The 23,481-nt window shown below is 69.8% G+C and carries 24 protein-coding genes; 11 read left to right on the forward strand and 13 right to left on the reverse strand.

What is annotated here, in order from left to right:
- Positions 1 to 10: 10 nt before the first annotated feature.
- A complete protein-coding gene (locus ACOKR1_RS08525; protein ID WP_422936232.1) occupies positions 11 to 1,408 on the reverse strand; it encodes a DUF1731 domain-containing protein in 1,398 nt (465 codons plus the stop codon).
- A gap of 10 nt (positions 1,409 to 1,418) precedes the next feature.
- Positions 1,419 to 1,994, reverse strand: a complete 576-nt coding sequence (locus ACOKR1_RS08530; RefSeq protein ID WP_422936233.1) for a MarR family winged helix-turn-helix transcriptional regulator — start codon at positions 1,992 to 1,994, stop codon at positions 1,419 to 1,421.
- A 255-nt stretch (positions 1,995 to 2,249) separates the two neighbouring features.
- On the opposite strand from ACOKR1_RS08530, the gene ACOKR1_RS08535 reads away from it, so the two are divergent.
- Together ACOKR1_RS08535 and ACOKR1_RS08540 are read left to right on the forward strand one after the other, a co-directional pair.
- Positions 2,250 to 3,098: an NAD-dependent epimerase/dehydratase family protein gene (locus ACOKR1_RS08535; protein ID WP_422936234.1), complete on the forward strand. Its 849-nt coding sequence runs from the start codon at positions 2,250 to 2,252 to the stop codon at positions 3,096 to 3,098.
- Between the two features lie 978 nt (positions 3,099 to 4,076).
- Positions 4,077 to 4,712 (forward strand): hypothetical protein, encoded by a 636-nt coding sequence (locus ACOKR1_RS08540; RefSeq protein WP_422936235.1) that lies wholly within the window; start codon positions 4,077 to 4,079, stop codon positions 4,710 to 4,712.
- 542 nt (positions 4,713 to 5,254) lie between these two features.
- On the opposite strand, the gene ACOKR1_RS08545 is transcribed toward ACOKR1_RS08540, so the two are convergent.
- Genes ACOKR1_RS08545 through ACOKR1_RS08560 form a run of 4 tightly spaced genes read right to left on the reverse strand, consistent with a single transcriptional unit; the run spans position 5,255 to position 9,159 of the window.
- Complete coding sequence (locus tag ACOKR1_RS08545; protein WP_422936236.1) at positions 5,255 to 5,722, reverse strand: ribose-5-phosphate isomerase; 468 nt, start codon at positions 5,720 to 5,722, stop codon at positions 5,255 to 5,257.
- A gap of 17 nt (positions 5,723 to 5,739) precedes the next feature.
- Positions 5,740 to 7,494: a dihydroxyacetone kinase family protein gene (locus ACOKR1_RS08550; protein WP_422936237.1), complete on the reverse strand. Its 1,755-nt coding sequence runs from the start codon at positions 7,492 to 7,494 to the stop codon at positions 5,740 to 5,742.
- Positions 7,495 to 7,539: 45 nt separating this feature from the next.
- The gene (locus tag ACOKR1_RS08555) at positions 7,540 to 8,313 is read right to left on the reverse strand and encodes an SDR family NAD(P)-dependent oxidoreductase (protein WP_422936238.1); all 774 of its coding nucleotides are present in this window, start codon (positions 8,311 to 8,313) and stop codon (positions 7,540 to 7,542) included.
- A 21-nt stretch (positions 8,314 to 8,334) separates the two neighbouring features.
- A complete protein-coding gene (locus tag ACOKR1_RS08560) occupies positions 8,335 to 9,159 on the reverse strand; it encodes a sugar phosphate isomerase/epimerase family protein (protein ID WP_422936239.1) in 825 nt (274 codons plus the stop codon).
- A gap of 190 nt (positions 9,160 to 9,349) precedes the next feature.
- Between ACOKR1_RS08560 and ACOKR1_RS08565 the strand changes: the two genes are divergently transcribed.
- The 4 genes from ACOKR1_RS08565 (at position 9,350) to ACOKR1_RS08580 (ending at position 13,407) form a co-directional block, all read left to right on the forward strand.
- Positions 9,350 to 10,690 (forward strand): MFS transporter, encoded by a 1,341-nt coding sequence (locus ACOKR1_RS08565; RefSeq protein WP_422936240.1) that lies wholly within the window; start codon positions 9,350 to 9,352, stop codon positions 10,688 to 10,690.
- A 20-nt stretch (positions 10,691 to 10,710) separates the two neighbouring features.
- Positions 10,711 to 11,634, forward strand: coding sequence for a transketolase (locus ACOKR1_RS08570; RefSeq protein WP_422936241.1), 924 nt, complete (start codon positions 10,711 to 10,713; stop codon positions 11,632 to 11,634).
- A 44-nt stretch (positions 11,635 to 11,678) separates the two neighbouring features.
- Positions 11,679 to 12,632 carry a transketolase family protein gene (locus ACOKR1_RS08575; protein ID WP_422936586.1) on the forward strand — a complete coding sequence of 318 codons (954 nt, stop codon included), beginning with the start codon at positions 11,679 to 11,681 and terminating at the stop codon, positions 12,630 to 12,632.
- A gap of 118 nt (positions 12,633 to 12,750) precedes the next feature.
- Complete coding sequence (locus tag ACOKR1_RS08580; RefSeq protein ID WP_415856372.1) at positions 12,751 to 13,407, forward strand: GntR family transcriptional regulator; 657 nt, start codon at positions 12,751 to 12,753, stop codon at positions 13,405 to 13,407.
- A gap of 3 nt (positions 13,408 to 13,410) precedes the next feature.
- On the opposite strand, the gene ACOKR1_RS08585 is transcribed toward ACOKR1_RS08580, so the two are convergent.
- The 7 genes from ACOKR1_RS08585 to ACOKR1_RS08615 all read right to left on the reverse strand — a co-directional run bounded on the left by ACOKR1_RS08585 (position 13,411) and on the right by ACOKR1_RS08615 (position 18,146).
- Complete coding sequence (locus ACOKR1_RS08585) at positions 13,411 to 14,100, reverse strand: SGNH/GDSL hydrolase family protein (RefSeq protein ID WP_422936242.1); 690 nt, start codon at positions 14,098 to 14,100, stop codon at positions 13,411 to 13,413.
- Positions 14,101 to 14,206: 106 nt separating this feature from the next.
- Entirely contained in the window at positions 14,207 to 14,797 is a 591-nt protein-coding gene (locus ACOKR1_RS08590) for a nucleotidyltransferase family protein (protein ID WP_422936243.1), read from the reverse strand.
- Positions 14,798 to 14,882: 85 nt separating this feature from the next.
- Positions 14,883 to 15,086, reverse strand: a complete 204-nt coding sequence (locus tag ACOKR1_RS08595) for a cold-shock protein (protein WP_415857282.1) — start codon at positions 15,084 to 15,086, stop codon at positions 14,883 to 14,885.
- A 234-nt stretch (positions 15,087 to 15,320) separates the two neighbouring features.
- Complete coding sequence (locus ACOKR1_RS08600; protein WP_422936244.1) at positions 15,321 to 15,527, reverse strand: hypothetical protein; 207 nt, start codon at positions 15,525 to 15,527, stop codon at positions 15,321 to 15,323.
- A 58-nt stretch (positions 15,528 to 15,585) separates the two neighbouring features.
- Complete coding sequence (locus ACOKR1_RS08605) at positions 15,586 to 15,735, reverse strand: hypothetical protein (protein ID WP_422936245.1); 150 nt, start codon at positions 15,733 to 15,735, stop codon at positions 15,586 to 15,588.
- Positions 15,736 to 15,840: 105 nt separating this feature from the next.
- Entirely contained in the window at positions 15,841 to 16,536 is a 696-nt protein-coding gene (locus ACOKR1_RS08610; protein ID WP_422936246.1) for a response regulator, read from the reverse strand.
- Entirely contained in the window at positions 16,533 to 18,146 is a 1,614-nt protein-coding gene (locus ACOKR1_RS08615) for a sensor histidine kinase (protein WP_422936247.1), read from the reverse strand. Before ACOKR1_RS08615 ends, ACOKR1_RS08610 begins: the two co-directional genes overlap by 4 nt.
- Before the next feature lie 178 nt (positions 18,147 to 18,324).
- On the opposite strand from ACOKR1_RS08615, the gene ACOKR1_RS08620 reads away from it, so the two are divergent.
- From ACOKR1_RS08620 to ACOKR1_RS08640, 5 genes are all read left to right on the forward strand, one after another.
- Positions 18,325 to 19,722, forward strand: a complete 1,398-nt coding sequence (locus ACOKR1_RS08620; RefSeq protein ID WP_422936248.1) for a cation:dicarboxylate symporter family transporter — start codon at positions 18,325 to 18,327, stop codon at positions 19,720 to 19,722.
- A gap of 268 nt (positions 19,723 to 19,990) precedes the next feature.
- Positions 19,991 to 20,890 carry a ParA family protein gene (locus ACOKR1_RS08625; protein ID WP_415857092.1) on the forward strand — a complete coding sequence of 300 codons (900 nt, stop codon included), beginning with the start codon at positions 19,991 to 19,993 and terminating at the stop codon, positions 20,888 to 20,890.
- The gene (locus ACOKR1_RS08630) at positions 20,877 to 21,803 is read left to right on the forward strand and encodes a segregation and condensation protein A (RefSeq protein WP_422936249.1); all 927 of its coding nucleotides are present in this window, start codon (positions 20,877 to 20,879) and stop codon (positions 21,801 to 21,803) included. The genes ACOKR1_RS08625 and ACOKR1_RS08630 overlap by 14 nt, the downstream gene beginning before the upstream one ends.
- On the forward strand, positions 21,793 to 22,359 hold the full coding sequence (scpB, locus tag ACOKR1_RS08635) for an SMC-Scp complex subunit ScpB (RefSeq protein WP_422936250.1): 567 nt from the start codon (positions 21,793 to 21,795) through the stop codon (positions 22,357 to 22,359). Before ACOKR1_RS08630 ends, scpB begins: the two co-directional genes overlap by 11 nt.
- Before the next feature lie 85 nt (positions 22,360 to 22,444).
- Entirely contained in the window at positions 22,445 to 23,473 is a 1,029-nt protein-coding gene (locus ACOKR1_RS08640; protein ID WP_422936251.1) for a pseudouridine synthase, read from the forward strand.
- Positions 23,474 to 23,481 lie beyond the last annotated feature (8 nt).

Below are 23,481 nucleotides of genomic sequence, written 5' to 3' on the forward strand. Positions count from 1 at the left end.
GCGCCGACAGTTACGCGCGCATCTCGCGGAACGCGCCCGCGAGCTGCGGGTAGTCGAACCCGAACCCGGCGGCGCGGAGCACGGCCGGGAGGGCGCGCACGCTGTCGAGCGCGAGGTCCGGATTGGTGCGCAGGACGGTCGCGGCGACCCGCAGAAGCGGCGCGGGCGCGGGAATGCCGACGGGCATCCCGACGAACTCGCGCAGGTGTGCCATGAGCTCGCGGTTCTGGACCGGGTACGGCGACGTCGCGTTGACCACTCCGTTCGGGAGGGCCACGGGCTCCTCGCCCGGCGCTGGGGCCAGCCCGAGTGAGGCGCGCGCGGCGCGGACCCAGTCGGTCGCGTGGATCCAGCTGAACCACTGCTCGCCTGAGCCGAGCGGCCCGCTGCCACCCAGGCGGGCGACCGTCGTGAGCCGCTCGAGGATCGCGGCCTCCCTCGCGAGCACCACTCCCGTCCGCAGCACCACACGACGCTGCGCCGCGGCGCCGTCGAACGCTGCCTCCCAAGCGCGGACGACGGCGGCGAGCCCTGGCACGTCCGGGACGGCCGAGGACTCGTCGAATGCCTCGGGCGAATTGCCGTAGATGCCGACCGCGCTCTGCTGGAGCCAATGCTCCGCCGGACGCTCCCACGTGCCGCTTGCCTCGACGAGGGCGCGGGTCGGCTCGACGCGCGTCGCCTCGAGTTTCGCGAGATTCTCCGGCGTCCCGGGCATGTCGAGGCTCAGGCCGGCCATGTTGACCACGTTGAGTCGCGGCTCTGCGCCGAGCCGCTCGCTCCAGGCGCCGCGTGCGCGGCCGTCCCACCGAAGCTGCTCGAACGGCGAAGGGCGCAGGGCTCGCGAGAGCACCACGACACGGTGCCCGTCGCACACGAGGTTGGACGCGAGGATCGTTCCGAGGAACCCCGAGCCCCCGGCGATCGCTGTGAGCGGACCCCGGGGGCCGCCGTCGTCCGTGCCCTCCGTGGGCGCGGCGAGCCGGTAGAGGCGCGCGCACTGGGCCGCGAAGCCGCGCACGAGCGGCTCCCCCGCCGTGAGACCGAACTGCTGCGCGAGGGGGCCGGTGAGCGAGACCCGCTGGGTGAAGAGCGTGCCCTCGCCGCGCTCCTCGAGCGACCACTCGATGGTCTGGCTGCCGCCGGGCTGCGGCTGGCTGATCGCGATGCGGCGGCCCGGCTCGACGGCGGCGACCCGGAACGCGGGCGCCGTGCGGCGGTGGAGGGGGCCGAGCAGGGCGTGGGAGGGGGAGTAGTGGCCGGCGGCGCCTTCGCGGAGGGAACCGACGACGGCGGCGGAGCCCACCGCGGGATTCCACTGCGGCCAGAGCTCGAGCCGCTCGAGGACCGCCCACAGGCGGTCAGCGGGGAGTCGGAACCATTGCGATGCGGTGCGCTGCCAGGTCACCCGAGTCAGTCTATGCGCTGGGCTCCGCGTCGCACGGGCCGCCCTCTGCGTCGCATTCGAGGGAGCCGGAGGCCTCAATGGCCGCCGAGATCCGGTGACACGCTTCGAGCAGGGCGCCCTGCTGCTCCGGTGTGAGCGGGTCGAAGACCACGCTGCGCACAAACTCGACGTGACCCGGCGCGGCCTCGATAATCGCGTTTCGGCCCGCCGGCGTCAGCGCGATGTCCTGGCCCCGGCCGTCGTCGGGCGAACACGCCCGAGATATCAGACCCTTGCTCTCCATGCGCCGGAGGAGGTGGGAGAGGCGGCTGCGGCCCCAGCCGAGCATGCGCGCGGCCGTCCCCGAGCGAAGCACGCCGTCGGGATCCTCGGTGAGCGTCGCGAGCACCGAGTATTCGGGGCCCGAGAGCCCCGAATCGTGAAGGAGCTGACGGTCGATGGCTGGCTGAAGCCCCCAGAGGAGGTGCCGGAGTGCAAGCCAGAGCTCCCGCTCTCGATCGTCGAGCCAGCGGGTCTCCGCGACGCGCGATTCTGGTGCCTCGGCGATCGCAGACCTCACGGCAGACGTGTCCGCTCGAGCCTCCATGTGTATCCCCCCGACCGTCGGCGCAATGAACTTGACGCATCAATCTTATGGGTGTAGGCCCGAATCGCCAACTCGTGGTTGAGGTGTCAATCAGAGCGCCCGAGGCCTGCGGGCACCGGACGCAGCCGTCGCCTGAGTAGGATTCGCAGGGCCCCCATCGTGCTGTGGTCGGACCTTCCGGCCGCGTCACGACTCTGCTAAGCAGGAAGGACGAAGTGTCTGACAGGCCGCAGGACGCGGCCGGAAGGGTGTGCCATGAAGATCGCACTGACCGGCGGGAGCGGGAAGCTCGGCCGGGTCGCTGTCGAATACCTTCGCTCGTCGGGCCACGAGGTGTGGAACCTGGACCGCGTGGGGGAGCGCGGTGATCGGGGCTTCATCCAGACCGACCTCACCGACTACGGGCAGGTGATCGACGCGATCGCGGGCGTTGACGATCGCCACAGCGGGGCGGATGCGATCGTCCACCTCGCGGCGATCCCCGCGCCCGGGCTCGCACCCGACGCCGCGACGTTCCGGAACAACATGCTCGCGACCCACAGCGTGTTCCAGGCCGCCCGGCGGCTCGGAATCAAGCGGATCGCGTACGCGTCGAGCGAGACCGTGCTTGGCCTGCCGTTCGACATCGACCCGCCCTACATTCCGGTGGACGAGGAATACGAGACGCGGCCCGAGAGCACCTACTCGCTCGTGAAGCACCTCGAAGAGCACATGGCGCGCCAGCTGTGCCGGTGGGACCCAACCCTGAGCATCTCGGCGCTGCGCTTCTCCAACGTCATGGTCCCGGCGGACTACGCGCGGTTCCCGCAATTCGACTCCGATCCGCGGGCCCGGAAGTGGAACCTGTGGGGCTACATCGACGCGCGGGACGGCGCCCAGGCCATCGAGAAAGCCCTGTTGACCGCGCGGCCGGGCTTCGAGGCCTACATCATCGCCAACGCGGACACTGTCATGAGCCGCTCCTCTGCGTCGCTCGCCGCCGAGGTCTTCCCGAACGTGCGCGTGACCAAGGAGCTCGGCGAGCACGAGACGATGCTCGGCATCGACAAGGCGCGCCGGCTCCTCGGCTTCGACCCGCTGTACAGCTGGCGCCAGGAGGCCTAGCTCCGCGGGGCGCTCGGCCAGTCCGGGCGCCCCGCGTGCTCGCCCCTAGCAGCCCTCGTAGTCTGTGAGGACCACACGCCCAAAGGTCCGGCTGAATCTGCCGACGCTTTCCACCGCGTACTCTAACCGAGAGCTTTCCTTTAATGGCGCGAGCTGTTTTTGTCAATAGCTCGAATCGTATGTGTTTCTGAATCTGGCAGGGGCCGCAGGATCTCACCTGCGCCCCTTGCCTTTGGGTCCCGTGAACACGGATGGCAGGGTCGAAATGTGTGTTCGATAACCTCCGTATTTTGTGGCCCCTACTCAGGGGAAATTTCTTGAATACTGACGACGAGTTTCGAAATTGTGTTCGATGATATCCGTGGTGGACTGAAAAGTCGCCCCGCCCCCTCAGCGTGTCGAACCGGGCATGCATCCGTGAATCGAAGATCGACCAAAGTCATCACCGTGCGGGCTGTGTTCGGTCGGTTCGCATAGTCGTTGCGCGCGTTCTTGCGCCCGTCTCCGTGGCAGAGGTAGCGTCTGCTTGCTCGCTCCGATTTGGGGGAACAGGGGGATAAAGGATGAAGAATCTGCGGCGTTCCACGCTGATTTCCGCGATTTGTTTTGGCGTGCTTGGTGCACTTGCCGTGCTAAGCGCAGCTCCGGCGAATGCATGGCAAAATTGGTGGTACTCCAATGACTACCATCCAGCCAACCAAGTCCAGAGAAGCGGAGAAGGGACCTTATACGGGGGGGGCAGGTGTACGTCGGGCAGGGCCACAGTGCGGCATTCTGGGCCAACGAGTATATCGGCACGTATGACTACTACTCGAATTCCGTTTGGCAATACACTTGGGGCCCGACCAATGGGTGGATTTCATTTGGACACGATGCCATCCCGTACACGGACAGCCAATACTGGTGGAACAGCTGGTCCAATGACGGGACTCCGAACACGTTTTGTGTGGCGTATGCGGACATGTACGGGGCGATCTGATGAACAAGATTCTCAAGATTGGGATTGTCTCGCTCGCCTTGGCCGCGGCCGGGGGCGGGTGGGCTGCCTCCGCGTCGACCGCCCAGCCGGTCACCCCGATGACGCCGAACGACCTCGTGCCGGCCCTCGCCGTTCCCCAGAGTCAATCCGACCTAGAGGTGGCGAAGGCACTCCCGGCATCAGCGCAGTCGCGCATCGAAGTCTCGACGGCCAGAATCGCAGGCGCTGACGAGCTGGGCCAGTACGTGGTGGCCACCACGGGCAACCGGCAGGAAGTCTGCGTTTTTATCCGGACCAACACGGAAAAGCACGTGACGGGCGGATATTGCGCCAAGCTGGTTGATTTCTACAGCTCGGGAGCATTCTTCGGCATACATGGCTCTGGCACCGGTGGGGTCAATGGTGATCTGATGGTGTACCTGCTGCCACGAGGCGTCGATACAACCAGTTTGACCACACGACAGGGAGCATCGTTCACAGGTATCTCCAGGCAAGCCAACTCCCAGATTCTGGCCACTACAAACCCGGCGGCCCTCCCGTCACGGCTGGCCTTGCAGAGACTCTGCGGGGGGCCGGCCTTTGAATTCATCGGCAACCACAGTGTGCCCCCGCCGGCCTCCGTTCCGAGGAGCTGACGTTGAGGCCCCGGGCGCTGACAGCGGCGTTGCAGCCCAGGAATCTCCGGGCGGCAACGCTCCGGGCCATTCTCGCGGGCTTGGCTACTGTCGCAGTCGCAGCAGTCCTTGGCTACGCGGCTATGATCACTGACGGACTCGCAGGTGGATTTTTGGCCGGGGTGCAAGGCGCTCCGGCGGCAGTCGACCTCCCACGATATCCGTGGCAGCCACAGGCGAGCCTGTTTGCGGGGTCGGCCATCTATTTGGCCATCTATGCCAGGTACTTCGCGCAAACTGCAAGTAGGGTTGTCGCTTTAGCGGTCCTCGTTGGTCTGGTCGCACTCGGGTGGCCTGTGGCGCTGATGCTTGTGCGTGACGGCGTTGTGGCGGTGCCTATTCTCCTCTTGGGTTACGCAAGCACCTCACCAGCAATTCTCGTCTTATGCGCGGTAGTGGCGGTTTTCCCTCGATGGAAGTTGGGCCAGCCGCGAGCCGTGTCCGCCTACGGCAGCCCGGAGGGGCCCGACTAGCGCTTGCTGCCGTCTATTCCTGGGCTGCCCCTAGCAGCCCTCGTAGTCCGTGAGGACCTTGACCTTTGCGGCCGAGGCGGATTCGGGATCGAACGTGTAGCCGATCCACTCCTTCGCGAGCCGCCGCGCGAGCTCGAGGCCCACCACTCGCTGTCCCATGGTGAGCACCTGGCAGTTGTTGGACAGCACCGAGCGCTCGACCGAGAACGAATCGTGGGCGGTCGCGGCCCGGATGCCCTCGACCTTGTTCGCCGCGATCGCGACGCCCAGGCCGGTGCCGCAGAACAGGATGGCGCGGTCGGCCTGGCCATCCTTGATGAGCTGCCCCGCGGCCAGCCCAACGTAGGGGTACGGCTTGGCGAAGTCGTCGTCGCCGCGGTGCACCCCGATGTCGATGACCTCGGCGACGCGCGGGTCCGCCTGCAGATCAGCGACGACCTTGTCCTTGTAGTCGATGCCCGCCTCGTCCGAGCCGAGCACGATCCTCAGTCCGCTCATGATTCCTGCCTTTCGGGTCAGTGGGCCGCCACCGCGGCGGCCCGGGGGTCGAGCTCCGGTCCGAGCACCGCGAACACCGCGGCCAGGGAGACGGCGCCCGGGTCGGGGGTGCCGACGCTCTTCTCGGCGAGCGGGCGGGCGCGCCCCTTGCGCGGGCGGAGCTCGGCCGTGGACCGCGCGGCACGTGCCGCAGCCTCCGCCGCCGTCGTCCACGCCTCGCCAAGCGGCAGGCCGCGTTCGACGGCGCCGCTCAGCTCCGCGGCGAACGGCGCCAGTGCGTCCACGAGGGTCTTGTCGCCGGGCTGGGCCCCTCCGAGGGCGACGATGCGCTCGGCGAACGCCGAGACTCCCGCCGCGAGGGCGGCGCCGTCGGGACGCTGCTCGTCGCCGAGTCGCTCGCCCCATGCGCGGAGGCCCGCGCCCCACAGCACGCCGGACGTGCCGCCGGCCTTGTCGGCCCACGCGTCGCCGGCCGCCGCGAGCACCGAACCGGAGCCACACCCGGCGGAGGCCGCAGCACGTGCTGCGGCGACCGCGGCGTCGACGCCACGGACCATGCCGCGGCCGTGGTCGCCGTCGCCCGCGATGGCGTCGAGCGCGCCGAGCTCGGGCTCGAGCTCGTGCAGCGTGCGCTGCGCCGCTGCCAAGGCCGCGAGGCACTGCGCCGCGTACTCCTGGGACGCCGCGCTCGCGGGCGGCGCCTCGCTCTTGTCCGGGACCGAGGCGGCCGAGCGCGGCGCGGAGGCGGCGGCCGGTGCTGCGGGCTCGCTCGCCCCGATGGCCCCGCGGCGGTACGCCGGGGTCTGGGCGGGGGCGAGCCAGAGCGACTCGAGTTCGTCGTCGAGCCACGTGAGCGTCAGGGAGGCGCCGGCCATGTCGAGGCTCGTCACGAGTTCGCCGACCTCGGGCGCCACGAGCACGAGCCCGCTGTCGCGCAGAAGCGGGGCGACCGTGCGCCACAGGACGAACAGCTCCTCGGCCTTCGTGCTGCCGAGGCCGTTGAGGATCACCGCGACGCGGCGGCCCGCGCCCTCGGGGCGCTCCGCGAGGACCCCGGCGACGAGCTCTCGGCCCAGGTCCTCGGCGCGGGGGAGCGGGAGGTCCTTGAGCCCGGGCTCGCCGTGAATGCCGAGTCCGAGGCCCATGAAGCCTTCGGGGAGCGAGAACAGCGGCCGCTCGGCACCCGGGAACGTGCAGCCCGCGAACGCGGTGCCCAACGTGCGCGTTGCGCGGTTGGCCTTGCGGCCCACGCGGACCACCTCGTCGAGGGGCAGGCCCGCCTCGGCCGCGGCGCCCATGACCTTGAACACCGTGAAGTCGCCGGCGATCCCGCGGCGCCGCTCGCGCTCGGCGGCCGGGGCGCTCGCGATGTCGTCCGTCACGAGGACGTTCTCGGCACGGATTCCTTCGGCCCGCAGGCGATCCGTGGCGACGCCGAAGTTCATGACGTCGCCCGCGTAGTTGCCATACGCGAAGACGACTCCGCCGCCGTTCTCGGCGGCCCTGGCCACTGAGACGGCCTGCTGCGCGGACGGCGAGGTGAAGATGTTGCCCACCACAGCGCCGTCGGCAAAGCCCGCGCCGATGAGCCCCGCGAACGCGGGATAGTGGCCCGAGCCGCCGCCCAGGAGGACGGCGACCTTCGGCTCGGCCCGGCGGGAGCGGCGGATGGCGCCGCCCTCGACTCGCTCGACGAGGTCGGAATGCGCGTCGCAGAAGCCGTCGAGGGCTTCGTCGGCGAAGTCTGCGGGATCGTTGGCGATGTGCGTCATGGTGTCTCCTTCGACTGTGTCTGCCTGCACCGGCTCCCGGCGGCGTCAGTGGATGTGGCTGCCGCCGTTGATGTCCACGGTGGTGCCCGTGAGGTAGGAGGCGTCCTCGGAGGAGAGCCACGTGATGACGGCCGCGATCTCCTCGGTCGAGGCCGTGCGGCCCACGGGAATGTCGCGCGCGATCGCGGCCTCCTGCTCGTCGGTGCTGCCCACGCGGATGTTCGTGTCCACGGCACCCGGCGTGATGGCGTTGACGGTCACGCCCGTGGGGGCGATCTCGCGGGCGAGCGCCTTCGTGAAGCCGAGGATGGCCGCCTTCGCCGAGGAGTACGGGACGCGCCCGAACACGCCGCCGCCGCGCTGGGCCGAGACGGAGGACATGTTGACGATCCGGCCCCACCCGGCGTCGATCATGGCCGGGAGGAACGCCTTGGTCACGAGGTACGTGCCGGTCGCGTTGACGGCCATGACCTGGTTCCACAGGGCGAGATCGGTCTCGAGGAACGGGACGGGGGACGTAATGCCCGCGATGTTGGCGAGCGCGCCGATCTGGGGCAGGCGGCCGGCCTCGGTCTCGGCCGCGACGGCGGCCTGCGCGGCCGCGACCGAGGCCTCGTCCGCGACGTCGATCTCGTGACCGAACGCCGGAACGTTGAACTCGTTGGCGATCTCCTGGGCCACCTTCGCGGACTTCTCGCCATCGAGATCGAGGACGACGACGGCCCAGCCCCCGCGGGCGAAGCGGCGGGCGGTCGCGAGGCCGATGCCCCGATCGGAGGTGGCGCCGGTGAGGACGGCGGTGCGCTGGATGCTGCTCATGGTGTGCTTCCTTGCCTGTTCTTAGATGAGGGTGCTGATGAATTCGGCCGCGCGGGCGGCGGCGGCTGGGCGCTCGTCGTGGGTGAGGTCGCGGGTCTCGAGCTCGAGGGTGAAGTGGCCGGCATAGCCGAGCTCGCGCAGGGCCGAGAGCCCGTCCGCGAAGTCGACGGCGCCTGCGCCGATGCTGCGGTGGATGTCGCCGGGGACCGCATCGCGCAGGTGCACATGGGCGATCCGCGGCCCGAGCGCCCGTGCGGCCGCTTCGAAGGTGCCGCCCGAGGCCACGGCGTGGCTTGCGTCGAGCACGTGACGGACCAGCGTGCCGTCGAGCCGTGCGGCGAGCTCGAGTGCGCGCTCGAGGTTCCAGCTGAGCCGGAGCACGTGCAGGGACTCGGTCCACAGCTCGAGCCCGCGCTCGTGGGCTGCCTGGGCCGCGCTGCCGAGTTCCTCGGCCACGCGGTCGAGGTCGGCGTCCAGCTCGGCGACGGGTTCGTGGTCGAGGGCGCCGCACGGGAGGACGAGCGCCTCGGCGCCGACGGCCGCGGTGAGGTCGAGGAGACGGTCGAGGTGTTCGCCGCGCTCTCGCCGCGCCTCGGCGTCGAGCGGAACGTTGAGATCGCCGATGTCTCCGTTGACGGACCTGACGCGGAGCCCGCTGCGGGCCACATCAGCCGCGACTGAGGCGACGGCGGCGCGGTCCAGAGTGTAGGGGACGTGATCGCAGACGCCCGGGAGGGCACCGAGATCGATCTCCTCGAAGCCCGCGCTGGTCATCGCTGCGAGGGCAGCGGGGAGATCGAGGTGGCGGAAGCTGATCGAGGAGCATCCGAGCCGGGAGTGGTACATCGTCGTCGCCTTTCCGGGGAAGAGATGCACACCACAGTAGGGCTGTTAATTGTTAACCGTCAACCTCAGGGGTTGACGGTTGACATTGAGTCGTGACGCGCCGCACACTGGCTTATCATGTCGACTGTCGACAGAGCGGATGGCGGGAAGCATGCCCGCGCCGATCCTGTCGATACTGGAAGGAACAGCAATGAGCAATGAGGCTCTGGCCATGCGCGGCCCGGTCCACGGCACCAAGGACGCCAAGCGCGTCGCCATTGGCTCCTCCGTGGGCGCCGTCATCGAGACCTACGACTTCATCGGCTTCGGCACTGCGGCGGCCCTCTATTTCAACCACGCCTTCTTCCCGGGCGCCGACCCGGTCACGGGCACCCTTGCCTCGTTCGCGACGCTCGGCGTCGGGTTCGCGGCGCGCCCCCTTGGCGGCATCATTGGCGGCCATCTGGGCGACAGGCTCGGCCGCAAGCCCGTCCTCGTCACCTCGCTCATCATCATGGGCCTCGCAACGTTCGCGATCGGCTTGCTGCCCACCTACGCCGCGGCGGGACTGCTCGCCCCGGCGCTGCTGGTGACCGTGCGCATCATCCAGGGCCTCGCGTTCGGGGCAGAATGGGGCGGCGCCATCCTCATGAGCTACGAGCACGCGCCGTGGCGTCGCAAGGGCGCAGTGACCGGCATCGTTCAGGCCGGCTTCCCCGTCGGGCTCCTGCTGGCCAACCTTGTCTTCCTCTTCAGCGTCCACCTCGGCGACGAGTGGGCCTGGCGTATTCCGTTCCTCGCGAGCCTCGCGCTCGTGATCGTCGGCCTCGTGATCCGCTCGAAGGTTCCCGAGTCCCCGGTCTTCGAGGACGTCAAGCAGCGCGGCGACATCGTCAAGGCCCCCATCGTGGAGGTCATCCGCGAGGACTGGCGCAACATCCTGCGCGGCATTGGCCTGCGCATCGCCGAGACGGCGGGCTACGCCGTGTCGGTGACGTACATGATCTCGTACCTCAACTCGGCCAAGCTCGCGGACAAGAACCAGACGCTCATCGCCCTGTGCATCGCCGCCGCGATCGGCATCCTCGCCACGTGGAAGTGGGGCGCCCTCACTGACAGGGTCGGCCGCCGTCCGGTCTACGTGTGGTCCTGCGCGTTCGCCGTCGTGTTCGGCGTGCCGATGTTCCTCCTCGTCAACACGGGCCTGTTCTTCTTCATCGTGGCCACGATCGTCGTCGCGTACGCGGTGTGCCAGAACTCCCTCGCCGGCGCCCAGGGCGCGTGGTTCCCCGAGCTGTTCCAGGCCAAGACTCGCTCCTCCGGCGCGTCGCTCGCCTACCAGTTCTCGGCCATGGTCTCGGGCTTCACCCCGTTCATCACCACGCTCCTGTTCGTGAGCTTCGGCTGGGTCGGCCCGGCCCTCCTGTTCAGCGTCTATGGCGCGATCGGCCTCTGGGCCGCGCTCGTGACCCGCGAAACCTGGGGCCCGAAGGAGCGCGAGGCGGCCGAGCGGATCTCGGCCGAGACCCCCGAGCCGGCGCGCTCCCACTGAAGGAATCGAAGGACTCAGCGATGACCACATCGACACCCGCACTGAAGGCCGAGGCCACGCCGGCCCAGCGCCGCCTCGCCGTCGAGGCCGCGGCCTACCGGATCCGCCAGCACGCGCTCGCGATGGGCGAGGTGCAGGGTCAGGGCTACGTGGGCCAGGCCCTCGGCGCCGCGGATATGCTCGCGGCCGTCTACACCGACCAGCTCACGTACCGCCGCGAGGACCCCGAGTGGGACGGCCGCGACAGGTTCCTGCTGTCGACCGGTCACTACGCGATCGGGCTCTACGCCGCGCTCGCCGAGGCCGGAATCGTCCCGGTCGAGGAGCTCGAGACGTACGGCTCGGACGATTCGCGGCTCCCGATGTCCGGCATGTCCACCTACACGCCCGGCATGGAGATCTCCGGCGGTTCCCTCGGGCACGGCCTCACGATCGCCGTCGGCCTCGCGCTGGGCCTCCGCGCCCGGGGCAACGCCGCGCGCGTCGTGAATTTCCTCTCGGACGGAGAGCTCGACGAGGGGTCGACGTGGGAGGCCGCCATGGGTGCGGCCCACCACCGCCTCGGGCGGCTCACCGCCGTCGTCGATCTCAACGCGCTCCAGGCGGATGGCCCGACCGCGGGGGTGCTGCGCACCGAGCCCGTCGCGGACAAGTGGGCCGCGTGCGGCTGGCGGGTCCAGCGGGTCGACGGGAACGACGTCGGGGCCCTCCTCGGCGCGTTCGACGCGATCGCCGCGGAGGCGGAAACGCACGACGGCGGGCACGGCGCACCTTCCGTGATCCTGTGCGATACGAAGGTGGGCCGCGGCGTGCCCCTGCTCGAGGAGCGGGAGAAGGCGCATTTCATGCGGATCGAGGAACACGAATGGTCCATCTGCCAGGAGCAGCTCACCGCGGGCTACTGCGAGAGGCTCAGCACGAACCGGGAGAAGGTGGCCCAGTGACGACGGCGGCCGCGCCCCAGGCGCCCAAGCTCAAGACATCGGCGATGATTGCCTCCTTCGCCGACCCGGGTCAGCGGACCACCTCGGCGCCGTTCGGGCACGCGCTCGCGGAGCTCGCCGAGCGCGACGAGCGGATCGTGGGGCTCACCGCGGATCTCGGCAAGTACACGGACATGCACCTTTTCGCGGAGCGCCACCCCGAGCGGTTCTTCCAGATGGGCATGGCGGAGCAGCTCCTGTTCGGCGCGGCGGCCGGCATGGCGCAGGCGGGCCTCGTGCCCTTTGCGTCGACGTACGCGGTGTTCGCGGCCCGGCGCGCGTACGATTTCATCTGCCTCGACATTGCCGAGCCCGAGCTCAACGTCAACATCGTCGGCGGGCTCCCGGGCCTGACCACCGGTTACGGCCCGAGCCATCAGGCCACCGAGGACGTCGCGATCTTCCGCGGCGTGCCGAACCTGACGATCGTCGATCCGTGCGACGCAGTCGACATCGCCCAGGCAGTCCCGCAGCTCGCGGCGTCACCGGGGCCGACGTACCTGCGGCTCCTGCGCGGGAAGGTGCCGTCCGTCCTCGACGAGTACGACTATTCGTTCGAACTCGGCAAGGCCAAGGTTCTCCGGGGCGGCCGCGACGTGGTGCTGATCTCCTCCGGGCTCATGACGATGCGCGCCCTCCAGGCGGCGGAGGCGCTCGCGTCGCACCATGTCGACGTCTCGGTCGTGCACACGCCGACGCTCAAGCCGTTCGACGAGGAAACCGTGGTGCGCGAACTCGCGGGCGATCGGCTTGCCCTCACGCTCGAGAACCACACCGTTCTCGGCGGGCTCTTCGAGACCGTCGCATCCGCCCTCGTCCGGCGGGGCGTGGCGCGCCGTGTGGTGCCCATCGGCCTCCCGGACCAGTTCCTCGACGCGGGGGCACTGCCCACGCTGCATGACCGGTACGGGCTCTCGAAGAGCCGCATCATCGAGCGGATACTCGCCGAGCTGGGCTGAGCTTCGGTTCGGGGAGCGGCGGCGCGCCGGGTCCTGGGATGCTCCCGGACCCGGCGCGCCTATGATGACAGTTGACACACCCGTTGCACAGGCGACGGTCGACACAAAGGGAGAGCACATGGCTGCGACCGCGGCCCTGCTGGGGCTGGAGAAGACGAGCCTGCGTGAGCAGGCCCTCGTGGCGTTGCGCCGTGCGATCACCTCGGGAGACCTCGAGCCCGGCCGCCACCTCGTGGAGACCGAGCTGTCCGAGATGCTCCAGATCAGCCGCGGGACCCTTCGCGAGGCCCTGCGCCAGCTTCAGCAGGAGGGGCTCGTCTCCGCGGGAGCACGCGGACGCCTGAGCGTGCGGCACCTCGACGCGAAGGAGATCCGTGACATCTTCGCCGTCCGCGGGGCCCTCGAATCGCTCGCCGCGCGGACTCTCATCGAGCAGCCCCGCCGCGCGCGTTCGGTCGGTGAGCTGCGGGCGGCCATCGAGGCGATGGAGGACGCCGCGGACCGCGACTTCGCGGACCGGATCGAGGCGGATCTTGAGTTCCATCGACTCCTCTGCCGCCTCGGCGGCAACGAGACGCTCGTGCATTCGTGGGAATCGCTAGAGGGTTCGATCCGCATGTCGATCATGTTCGCCGGGCCCGAGCGGGCCATGACGAACATGGGGATCGACCGCCACCGCGAGATCGTCAACGCCATCGAATCGGGCGACGCGGCTCTGGCCCGCCAGACCATCATCGACCACATGGACGACGCCGCCCGCACGCTCGTGGACTGACGGTCACCGCTCGAGAACGTTCTCCATGAGCTGCGCCAGGCGTTCGTGGCCCGCGGCCGTGGGGTGCTCGCCGTCGGGACCGATGAGCTCGTCCGTGTGCTCGGCGATCCAGACCTCCGCGATCGGGTCGACGAACGCCGCCCCTGAGCGGTCCGCGGCCGTGCGGAGCGCGTCCCGGATCGAGACGATGTCGGCATCCGGCGGAATCGTGTAGGCCGGGGGCCCCACGACGATGAGCCGGGCATCGGGCGCGGCCTTGGCGCGGGCGGCCTGGAACGCAGTCGTCGCGGCGTCCGTGATCTGGGCCGGGGTGCTGCCGAGGTCGTTGTCCGAGCCGAAGAAGAGCACCACCTTCGTGTCCTCGTTCACGAACTGCATGACCTCGGCACCGAATGTGTCGCCCTCGTCTCCCGGTGTGACGTAGCCGCTCCCGTTCTCGGCGGCGTTGACCACCTCGAGCTTCTCCGGCCCAGACTCCTCGGCGCGCTCGAGCAGCACGGGCCACGAGGCCGCCGCGGAGGTCCCGAGCCCGGTGCTGAGCGAGTCTCCGACCACCACGAGCCGCTCGCGGTTCGGGAGAAGGCCGGCGCTCGCGACGGACGCGAAGACGATGAGGGCGATTCCGACGATCGTGACGACGATGGCGCGCGTCTGGCCTCGCCGCGCGGGCCGGGCGTGATTGCTGCTCGCCACTGCGCCCCCCGCTTGTTTCACCCGCCCGGCGGACTTCAGCACCGGTGTCGCTTCGGGGACAAGTATTCCGTACGCACGCCCGGAGCGCGAAAGCCGGAGCCTCTCGCTACGGCGCGACGTCGATGTCGTCGTCTCCGCCGAGCCCCGTGCAGTCCACTGGCTCCGCGCGGTGGGCGCGCAGATAGGGTCCGGCGCCGACGTCGCCCGCTAGGCCCGCGCGGAGCGGCCCCCAGTGGTCCCTGCCCACGAGCACCGGGTGTCCCGGCGCGCCGTCGTACACGGCGCGGCGCAGCGAGGACGGCCCGATCTCGCCGCCCGTGACCCGCGTGAAGGCCTCGGGCGCAAGGCGGGGGAGGTCGACGAGGGTCACGACTGCGGCCACGGGCCCGTCGAGGTTCGCAAGAGCGTCGAGGGCCGCGCCGAGCGACGCGCCCACGCCGTGCGCCCAGGCGTCCGCGACGATGGGCACGACGCGCGGGTCCCCGATCGGAAGCAGGCCCCGCGCCTCCGGGGCCCCGGCGCCGAGAACGACGACGACGGGCGTGCAGCCCGCGTCGAGGAGGAGCCTCACGCCGCGCCCGAGCCAGCTCCCGGCGTCGGGGCTCGAGGCAAGGGCCTTGGGCTTCCCGTAGCGGCGGCCCGCGCCGGCCGCGAGAAGGATCCCGGCGAGGGGCGCGGCGGTGGGACCGGGGGTCATAGCCTCAGACTACGTGGGCCCGAAACGGCGAAGGGGGCCGACCGCGCATCGCGGCCAGCCCCCTTCGGGATGTTGACGGGGTTCGTCAGAGCGGGCGAACCTTGGCGGCCTGAAGGCCCTTCGGACCCTGCTGGGTCTCGAACTCGACCTTCTGGCCTTCCTGAAGCTCGCGGAAGCCCTTCGCCTCAATCGCAGTGAAGTGGACGAAGACGTCGTCCGAGTTGTCGTCGGGAGCGATGAAGCCGAAGCCCTTTTCGCCGTTGAACCACTTGACGGTTCCAGTTGCCATGGTGTCCTCCTGGGACGTTGCGCCGCCCCGTCCTTCGGGGTGCGCATGCAGCCGAGTCCGTAACCGCCCATCAGGCTCAACACACGGACTCCGGCGGAGGCCGGTGTCGGCAAGACACCGCGAAACATCAAACTACGTCCATCAGGATACCTGCGCGAAGCCGTGTATGCGCAGTCTCGCCGCGCGCCGCGTCGTCGTCGGCGCGGCGGGGGGCTGAGAGCGTTCCTGGACGGCTCAGCCGTAGCCGAGATCGATGTCCGGATTGGGCTCTTCCTCCTCGGCGTCGAGCTCGATCAGGCGGCGTGGGCTGTGCAGCGGGTCAATCTCGTCCAGCAGCTCCGGATTGTCCGAGGATCCTTCCGGGCCCTGGCTGTTGCGGCCGTCGAGGGGCTCGGTGAGGTCGTCGTCTTCGGTGTTGCCGTAGTCGACGCTATGAGTCATGGTGTGTTCCTCTCTCCCTGACCGCCGGGGCGGTTCGGCGAGTCACCGACGTGCCGGGTTATCCGGCGTCGAAGCGCTCGTCGTCTGCCTCGTCGGCGTCCCGATCGTTTCCGGAGCCATCCGGGAGAGTAGAGACGTCCACCTTCCGGACGGTTCTGTCGAAGGCCCCGGCCTCAGCCGCCGTGGGCTCCGCGGATTCGGTGCGCATAGCTCCTCCTACCCTCCGAGGTGAGGGCCGCCTCGCGGTCTAGATCCCTCACTTAAACGGTATTCCTGCTGGAGCAAGAAGTTCAGTAGGCGGGAGGGCGGCTTTTCACCCCGCCCAGCGGTACTCCTTCTCGGGCCGTCCAGGGGTCCCGTAGCGCGCCGAACGCGTCAGGACTCCGGTGTCGGCAAGGTGCTCGAGATACCGCCGAGCCGTCACCCGCGAGACCCCGACGGCCTCCATCACCTCGGCGGCCGAGACGGCTTCGCCGCGCTCGCGGACGAACGTACGGATCGATTCGAGCGTGCCGGGGGAGAGGCCCTTGGGGAGGGGCGTCCCGACCGGCGTGCGGAGCGCGGCGAGCGCCTCGTCGACCGAATCCTGCGACGCCGTCCCGCCGGGGCCTGAGAGGGAGTCGCGGAACTGGCGGTAGTGCTCGAGGCGCTCGGCGAACGCGGCGAACGTGAACGGCTTGATGAGGTACTGCACCACTCCCGCGGAGATCGCGCGCCGCACCACGGGCAGCTCACGCACCGCCGTGATCGCGAGGATGTCCGGGTGGTGGCCGCCGGCGCGGAGCCGCCGCGCGACGTCGAGCCCGTGGAGGTCGGGCAGGTTCATGTCGAGCAGCACGAGGTCCGCCGGGGTTCCCGCCGCCGCCAGTTCGCCGGCCAAGCGGAGAGCGGAGGCGCCGTCGTGCGCTGTGCCCACGTGCGTGAAGCCGGGGAGCCGGCCGATATAGGCGGCGTGGGCCGCCGCCGCGATGGGCTCGTCCTCGACGACGAGGACGCGGAGCTCGCTCACTGGGCCTCCCTGGGCCGGACGGGGATGGTCACGGTGAAGACGGCGCCGCGCTCGCCGGAGACGGCGAGGGTGCCGCCGAGCGCGGCGACCGAGCGGCGCACGAGGGCGAGTCCGAGACCGCGCCCCACGGCGCCGTGTGGCTTCGTCGAGTAGCCGAATTGGAGGATCCGCTCGCGCTCCGCGGCTGGGACCCCGGGCCCCGAGTCGGAGACCTCGATCGTCACGGTCCCTTCACCCTCGTGAAGCTCGAGCGCCGCCCATTTGGGGGATTCCCCGCCGGCTGCGGCGTCGATCGCGTTGTCCAGCAGGTTTCCCACGATGGTCACGAGATGCTCGGGTTCGAGGCCCGCCACGCCGAGGCTTCCGGTCGCGTCCGCGTCGAGCTGGACCCCGCGCTCGTGGGCCTGGGCGGCCTTGCCCATGACGAGGGCCGCGAGAACGGGCTCCTGGACGGAGACCACGAGCTCGTTGGCGAGGGACTGGCTGAGCGAGAGGTCCTCGGTCGCGAATGCGAGCGCCTGGTCGGTGCGGCCGAGCTCGAGGAGCGAGACGATCGTGTGGAGCCGGTTGGCGTGCTCGTGGGTCTGGCTGCGCAGGGCGTCGGAAAGGGTGCGCATCGTGGCGAGCTCCGAGCCGAGCGCCTCGATTTCGGTCTGGTCCCGCAGGGTCGCGACGGAGCCGAGCGAGCGCGGCCGCCGGGCGCCCGGGGAGGAGGCAGGCTCCTGGTTCACCACGAGCACGCGGTCCCTCGTGAGGTGGATCTCGTCGTGGGCCGTGCGCCCGCTCGCGAGGAGTTCGCGGAGACTCTCGGGGAGGTCGAGGCTGCTCAGGAGGGGAGCCGCCGAGCCCGTCTGCGCCGCGGGGAGGCCCAGGAGTTCCGAGGCCTGGTCGTTGCGGATCACGAGCCTCCCGCGCGGATCGACCATGACGACTCCCTCCCGCACCGAGTGCAGCACCGACTCGTAGTACGCGAAAAGCTGGCTGAGCTGTTCGAGCCCGTACCCGTGGGTCGCGGCGGAGATCCGCCGCTCGAGGATGGCCGCCCCGAGCGAGCCGAGGAGCAGGACGACGATGGCGATGCCCAGCACCGCGGGGATCCGCGACGCGAGAGCGACGTCGAGATTCGTCACCGTGACGCCCGCGGCGACCATGCCGATCACGCGGCCCGAACCCGGCGCCTTGATGGGCACGATCGTCCGGACGGACGGCCCGAGCGTGCCCGTGTACGTCTCGGTGAACGGCTGGCCGGCGAGCGCCTGCGACGTCGAGCCGAGGTACTTGCCGCCGATCTCGGTCGGGTTCGGGTGCGTCCAGCGGGTCCCGTCCGTCGCCATGATCGTGATGAAGTCGAGCCCCGCGTCCCCGATGACCTGGTTCGCATACGGCTGGAGCGTCGGCGTGGGGTCGGTCCCCGGTGCCGCGAGCGCCGCGTTGGCCACCGTGGGGCTGTCCGCGATGGCCTGGGCCACGGAGAGCGTTCGCTGGCCGGCGGCCTGATGGAGCTGATCGCGCGCGTCGAGGAAGAACGCGGTGCCGGCGAAGGCCGTGAAGAGCACGACCGCGACCACGAGGAGGAGGAAGAGCCGCCGCGCGAGGCTCAGCTGCCGCATCGCGCTCCTTTTCCGTGGGCATGAATTCCGGTGGCCTGAATTCCGCGGGCCTGAAGCGGCCCGTTTCCGCCGCAGCCGCGACCAATATGACCGCAATCGTGGCCTTTCTCACACTCTATTGGAAGGTTGTATGGCCGCGGTCACTTGGGACGCGGCGGAGACTCGAGGGAGAGGACACATGGCAACCGTGCCACTGGCGCCGGCAGAGAAGCCGGCGAAGAAGAAGGCCGATCGCACGCACTGGCTGTACATCGCCGTCATTGTCGCGGTGGTGCTCGGCGTCGTCGTCGGCCTCGTATTCCCCGGCAAGACTGGCTTCGCGGCCAGCCTTCAGCCGCTCGGAGACGCGTTCGTCAACCTTATCAAGATGATGATCGCGCCCGTGATCTTCTGCACGATCGTGCTCGGCATCGGCTCGATCGCGAAGGCGACCACGGTCGGCAAGGTCGGCGGCCTGGCCCTTCTCTACTTCATGGTCATGAGCACGTTCGCGCTCGGCATCGGCCTCGTGGTGGGCAACATCATCCACCCCGGCGAGGGCCTCAACCTCAATGACGCCACGTACAAGGCGCCCGCGTCTGCCGACACGACGAACTTCCTGCTCGGGATCATCCCGAACACGCTCGTCTCCTCCCTCACGTCGGGGCAGGTGCTCCAGACGCTCTTCGTCGCGCTCCTCGTGGGCTTCGCGCTCCAGCGCATGGGCAAGACCGGGGCGCTGCTCCTCGACTTCATCCGGCAGGCGCAGACGCTCGTGTTCCGCATCCTCGTCATGATCATGTGGGTCGCGCCGATCGGCGCGTTCGGTGCGATCGCCGCCGTCGTCGGCAACACGGGCTGGAAGGCCGTGCTGAGCCTGCTCACCCTCATGATCGCGTTCTACATCACGTGCATCCTGTTCGTCGTGGTGATTCTTGGCGCGATCCTGCGGGCCGTGGCGGGCGTGAACATCTTCCGGCTCATGAAATACCTCGCCCGCGAGTACCTCATCATCGTTTCGACCTCCTCCTCCGAGGCCGCGCTCCCGCGGCTCATCGCGAAGATGGAGCACCTGGGCGTGTCCAAGCCCGTGGTCGGCGTGACCGTCCCCACCGGGTACTCGTTCAACCTCGACGGCACGGCGATCTACCTGACCATGGCTTCGCTCTTCATCGCGACGGCGATGGGCCAGCCCATGAACCTCGGCGAGCAGATCGCGCTCCTCGTGTTCATGATCGTCGCGTCGAAGGGAGCTGCGGGTGTGAGCGGCGCGGGTCTCGCGACGCTCGCCGGCGGACTGCAGTCGCACGCCCCGCAGCTCGTGGGCGGCGTGTCGTTCATCGTGGGCATCGACCGGTTCATGTCCGAGGCCCGCGCGCTCACGAACTTCACGGGCAACGCCGTGGCGACCGTGCTCATGGGCGTGTGGACTCGCGAGATCGACCGCGACCGCGTGGGCGAGGTCCTCTCCAGCCGACTCCCGTTCGATGAGACGACGATGCTCGCGGGCCACGGTCACGACGACGCTGCGGAGGCAGCGGACGACGGCGACGGCTCGCCCCGCGCGGTTGGCGCACCGGAGCCGGCCCGCGCCTGAGCGAGGGCCGAGCGAGGGTGGTGCTCCCGCGCGCCGCCTCCGTTGCGCCGTCACCTTCGCGGGGTGCTCCTCGTTGCGCCGTCACGTTTGCAGGGTCCCCACCCGCCAAACGTGACGGCGCAACGCCTTGGGAGGCCAACCTTGAGGCTCTACTTGAGGGTCAAGGCTCGCCTGATTCCCATTGTCAAGGTTCCAAAGATGCGTGTCCCCGCTGTGTAGGCTGGGGTCTCAAGAAGCCGCAGGCAGCGAATCGAAAGTGGATGGATACGTGAGCACAGAGCAGAGCGCCGCGACTCTGGACGGCATCACTGAGGACCTCACGGACGTCGTGCTCGGCCCCACGGGCCGCCCCGTGCGGGAGTACCCCGTCCCTGCACCCCTCGACTCACACGGTCCTGCCCGCATCATCGCGATGGTGAACCAGAAGGGCGGCGTCGGCAAGACGACGTCCGCGATCAACCTCGCCGCCGCGCTCGCCGAATACGGCCGGCGCGTGCTCATCGTCGACTTCGACCCCCAGGGCGCCGCTTCCGCGGGCCTCGGGACGAATCCGCACGAGCTCGACGTCACGGTCTACAACGTGATGATGGATCGCCACGTCGACATCCACGAGGCAATCCGCAAGACCGAGATCGAGAACCTCGACCTCCTCCCTGCGAACATCGACCTCTCAGCGGCCGAGGTCCAGCTCGTCACCGAGGTGGCGCGCGAGCAGGTCCTCGCGAGCGCCCTGCGCAAGGTCGAGGACGAGTACGACGTAGTCCTCATCGACTGCCAGCCCTCGCTCGGCCTCCTCACGGTCAACGCGCTCTCGGCCGCGCACGGCGTGGTCATTCCGCTCATCTGCGAGTTCTTCGCGCTGCGCGCCGTCGCGCTCCTCGTCGAGACGATCGACAAGGTCCAGGACCGCCTCAACCCGCGGCTCGTGGTGGACGGCGTCCTCGCCACGATGTTTGACGCGCGCACGCTCCACAGCCGCGAGGTCATCGCGCGCCTCGTCGAGGCGTTCGGCGACAAGGTCTTCGACTCCGTGATCAAGCGCACCATCAAGTTCGCGGACGCGACGGTGGCCGCCGAGCCGATCACGCGCTACGCGGCCAACCACCCGGGCGCCGAGGCGTACCGGGCTCTGGCCCGCGAGCTCGTGGCCCGCGGTGGAGCCCCCTAACCTCGAGGCAGCAGGCCTCGGACCGCCCGCGTCGGGCTTCGAGGTCCGGCTCGAGAATTTCACCGGCCCGTTCGACGCGCTCCTAGGCCTCATCGCCAAGCGGCGGCTCGACATCACGGAGGTCGCCCTCGCGACCGTCACCGACGACTTCATCGCCTACATCCGCGCGCTCCAGGAACGCGGCGAGGAGTGGGCGCTCGACGAGGCGAGCGAGTTCCTCGTGATCGCCGCGACGCTCCTGGACCTCAAGGCTGCGAGGCTTCTGCCGCAGGGCGAGGTCGAGGACGAGGAGGACGTCGCCCGGCTCGAGGCCCGCGACCTCCTGTTTGCGCGGCTCCTCCAGTACAAGGCCTTCAAGGAGATCGCGGCGATCTTCGGCGAGACGTTCGAGTCGGAGGGCCGGCGCTTCCCGCGGGCCGTGACGCTCGAGCCTTCGTTCGCGGCGCTCCTGCCCGAGCTCGTGTGGCAGCACACGACTGAGCAGTTCGCCGCCCTCGCGGCGAAGGCCTTCGCTCCCAAGGAGGCGCCGCCGTCGGAGGTTGGGCTCGCCCACCTGCACGCGCCGGCCGTGAGCGTGCGGGAGCAGGCCGCGATCATCGGCGCGCGCCTGCGCTATGGCGGGCCCCAGAGCTTCCGCGCCCTCACCGCGGACGCCGAGTCGCGGCTCGTGATCGTGGCCCGCTTCCTGGCGCTCCTCGAGATGTTCCGCGATCGCGCGGTCTCGTTCGAGCAGGCCGCGCCGCTCGCCGAGCTGAGCGTGCGCTGGACCGCAGGGGAGGGCTGGTCCGCGGAGCGGCTGAGCGAGGAGTACGACGACGGCGAGGAGCCTCCCGCAGATGGCGCCGCCGAGCGGGCGGTCGGGGAGGCAGACGGGGCCGAGGACGCAGACCGGGAGGAACAGCATGCAGGGTGATCGGAGGGCCGCGGCCCTCGAGGCGGTGCTCATGGTCGTTGACGAGCCCGTGAGCGCGGCGGAGCTCGCGGCGGCGCTCGACCTCCCGCAGCACGAGGTCGAGGAACTGCTCGGAACGCTTGCCGCGCAGTACGACGCCGACGGACGCGGCTTCGAGCTGCGCCCGGTCGCGGGCGGCTGGCGGTTCTACTCGCGCGCCGAGTTCGCGGACCTCGTCTCGGGGTACGTCCTCGAGGGCCAGACCGCTCGGCTCACTCAGGCCGCCCTCGAGACGCTCGCCGTTATCGCGTACCGCCAGCCGGTGGCCCGCTCGCGCGTCGCGGCGATCCGTGGCGTCAACGTCGACTCGGTGGTGAGGACGCTCGTCACGAGGGGGCTCGTCGAGGAGGTCGGGACGGATCCGGAGTCGGGCGCGATCCTGTACCAGACCACCTCGTACTTCCTCGAGCGCCTCGGCATCGGCTCGGTCGCGGAACTTCCGCAGCTCTCGCCGCACCTGCCCGGACTCGACGAGCTGGGCGCGATCGACGGCGCCTACGGAGGTCTTGCCGGCTGATCCGGTATCCTAGAGGGCGGGCTTTCGCCCTCTTTCCCTTCTACGCGTCCGAAAGCGGACGCTCCATAAACGCAAAGGCCGGGTCATGACACAGGCGGGACGCCAGGGTTCACCACGCAAACGGGGGCAGAATTCTGCCCAGAACAACGCCGGGGGCTTCGGCTCGCGCGGCGGGTCGGGACGGTCCGGTGCCGCGCGCGGCGGCGCGAAGGGCGCGCCCAAGTCGCCTGAGCGCAAGCGCGGCGAGCGGCCGCAGGCCAAGGGATCGGGCGCCGCGCCGTTCGCGAACGAGCGCTTCGGCCGCAATCTTGGTCCCGTCCGGGACGGACGCAAGACCGCCGCGCCCCTTCCGCAGCACAAGCCGCGGACGCGCGCGGAGATGAACGACGAGGGCGTGCGCCTCCAGAAGGTCATGGCGAACGCGGGCGTCGCGTCGCGCCGCGTGTGCGAGGAGCTCATCGAGCAGGGCCGCGTCGAGGTCAACGGGCAGATCGTGACCGAGCTCGGCACGCGGGTGAACCCCGAGACCGATGCCATCCACGTCGACGGCGTGCGCATCCAGACCAACGAGCACCTCGTCTACATGGCCTTCAACAAGCCGCGTGGCGTCGTCTCCACGATGGACGATCCCGAGGGCCGGCCGTGCATCTCGGACTACCTGCGGCCCGGGACGCCCGAGCGGCTCTTCCACGTGGGGCGCCTCGACACGAACACCGAGGGGCTCCTCCTCCTGACCAACGACGGCGAGCTCGCCAACCGCCTCTCGCACCCCTCCTACGAGGTGCCGAAGACGTACGTCGTCCAGGTGCGCGGGCCCATGCCGCACGGCGTCGGCGCCCAGCTGCGGCGCGGCGTCGAGCTCGAGGACGGGCTCGCGAAGGTCGATTCGTTCAAGCTCGTCGACTCGACCCCGGGCTTCGTGCTCGTCGAGGTCGTGCTCCACTCGGGCAAGAACCGGATCGTGCGGCGCATGTTCGACGCGATCGGCTTTCCCGTGCAGCGGCTCGTCCGCGCGAAGATCGGCCCGATCGGCCTGGGCGACCAGAAGCAGGGCACCATCCGGAAGCTCGGCAAGCAGGAAGTCGGCCACCTCATGGCCGCGGTTGGCCTGTAGGTCGGACC

Origin of the sequence: Sinomonas sp. P47F7 (assembly GCF_049332655.1) — a bacterium.
Taxonomy (GTDB): domain Bacteria; phylum Actinomycetota; class Actinomycetes; order Actinomycetales; family Micrococcaceae; genus Sinomonas.

Bases quoted from the DNA above. Each gene is read 5' to 3' on its own strand.
- ACOKR1_RS08530 (WP_422936233.1), bottom strand. From the start codon at position 1,994: ATGGAGGCTCGAGCGGACACGTCTGCCGTGAGGTCTGCGATCGCCGAG.
- scpB (WP_422936250.1), top strand. From the start codon at position 21,793: ATGCAGGGTGATCGGAGGGCCGCGGCCCTCGAGGCGGTGCTCATGGTC.
- ACOKR1_RS08535 (WP_422936234.1), top strand. From the start codon at position 2,250: ATGAAGATCGCACTGACCGGCGGGAGCGGGAAGCTCGGCCGGGTCGCT.
- ACOKR1_RS08620 (WP_422936248.1), top strand. From the start codon at position 18,325: ATGGCAACCGTGCCACTGGCGCCGGCAGAGAAGCCGGCGAAGAAGAAG.
- ACOKR1_RS08595 (WP_415857282.1), bottom strand. From the start codon at position 15,086: ATGGCAACTGGAACCGTCAAGTGGTTCAACGGCGAAAAGGGCTTCGGC.
- ACOKR1_RS08565 (WP_422936240.1), top strand. From the start codon at position 9,350: ATGAGCAATGAGGCTCTGGCCATGCGCGGCCCGGTCCACGGCACCAAG.
- ACOKR1_RS08550 (WP_422936237.1), bottom strand. From the start codon at position 7,494: ATGACGCACATCGCCAACGATCCCGCAGACTTCGCCGACGAAGCCCTC.
- ACOKR1_RS08640 (WP_422936251.1), top strand. From the start codon at position 22,445: ATGACACAGGCGGGACGCCAGGGTTCACCACGCAAACGGGGGCAGAAT.
- ACOKR1_RS08615 (WP_422936247.1), bottom strand. From the start codon at position 18,146: ATGCGGCAGCTGAGCCTCGCGCGGCGGCTCTTCCTCCTCCTCGTGGTC.
- ACOKR1_RS08540 (WP_422936235.1), top strand. From the start codon at position 4,077: ATGAACAAGATTCTCAAGATTGGGATTGTCTCGCTCGCCTTGGCCGCG.
- ACOKR1_RS08600 (WP_422936244.1), bottom strand. From the start codon at position 15,527: ATGACTCATAGCGTCGACTACGGCAACACCGAAGACGACGACCTCACC.
- ACOKR1_RS08575 (WP_422936586.1), top strand. From the start codon at position 11,679: ATGATTGCCTCCTTCGCCGACCCGGGTCAGCGGACCACCTCGGCGCCG.
- ACOKR1_RS08560 (WP_422936239.1), bottom strand. From the start codon at position 9,159: ATGTACCACTCCCGGCTCGGATGCTCCTCGATCAGCTTCCGCCACCTC.
- ACOKR1_RS08570 (WP_422936241.1), top strand. From the start codon at position 10,711: ATGACCACATCGACACCCGCACTGAAGGCCGAGGCCACGCCGGCCCAG.
- ACOKR1_RS08590 (WP_422936243.1), bottom strand. From the start codon at position 14,797: ATGACCCCCGGTCCCACCGCCGCGCCCCTCGCCGGGATCCTTCTCGCG.
- ACOKR1_RS08605 (WP_422936245.1), bottom strand. From the start codon at position 15,735: ATGCGCACCGAATCCGCGGAGCCCACGGCGGCTGAGGCCGGGGCCTTC.
- ACOKR1_RS08545 (WP_422936236.1), bottom strand. From the start codon at position 5,722: ATGAGCGGACTGAGGATCGTGCTCGGCTCGGACGAGGCGGGCATCGAC.
- ACOKR1_RS08555 (WP_422936238.1), bottom strand. From the start codon at position 8,313: ATGAGCAGCATCCAGCGCACCGCCGTCCTCACCGGCGCCACCTCCGAT.
- ACOKR1_RS08580 (WP_415856372.1), top strand. From the start codon at position 12,751: ATGGCTGCGACCGCGGCCCTGCTGGGGCTGGAGAAGACGAGCCTGCGT.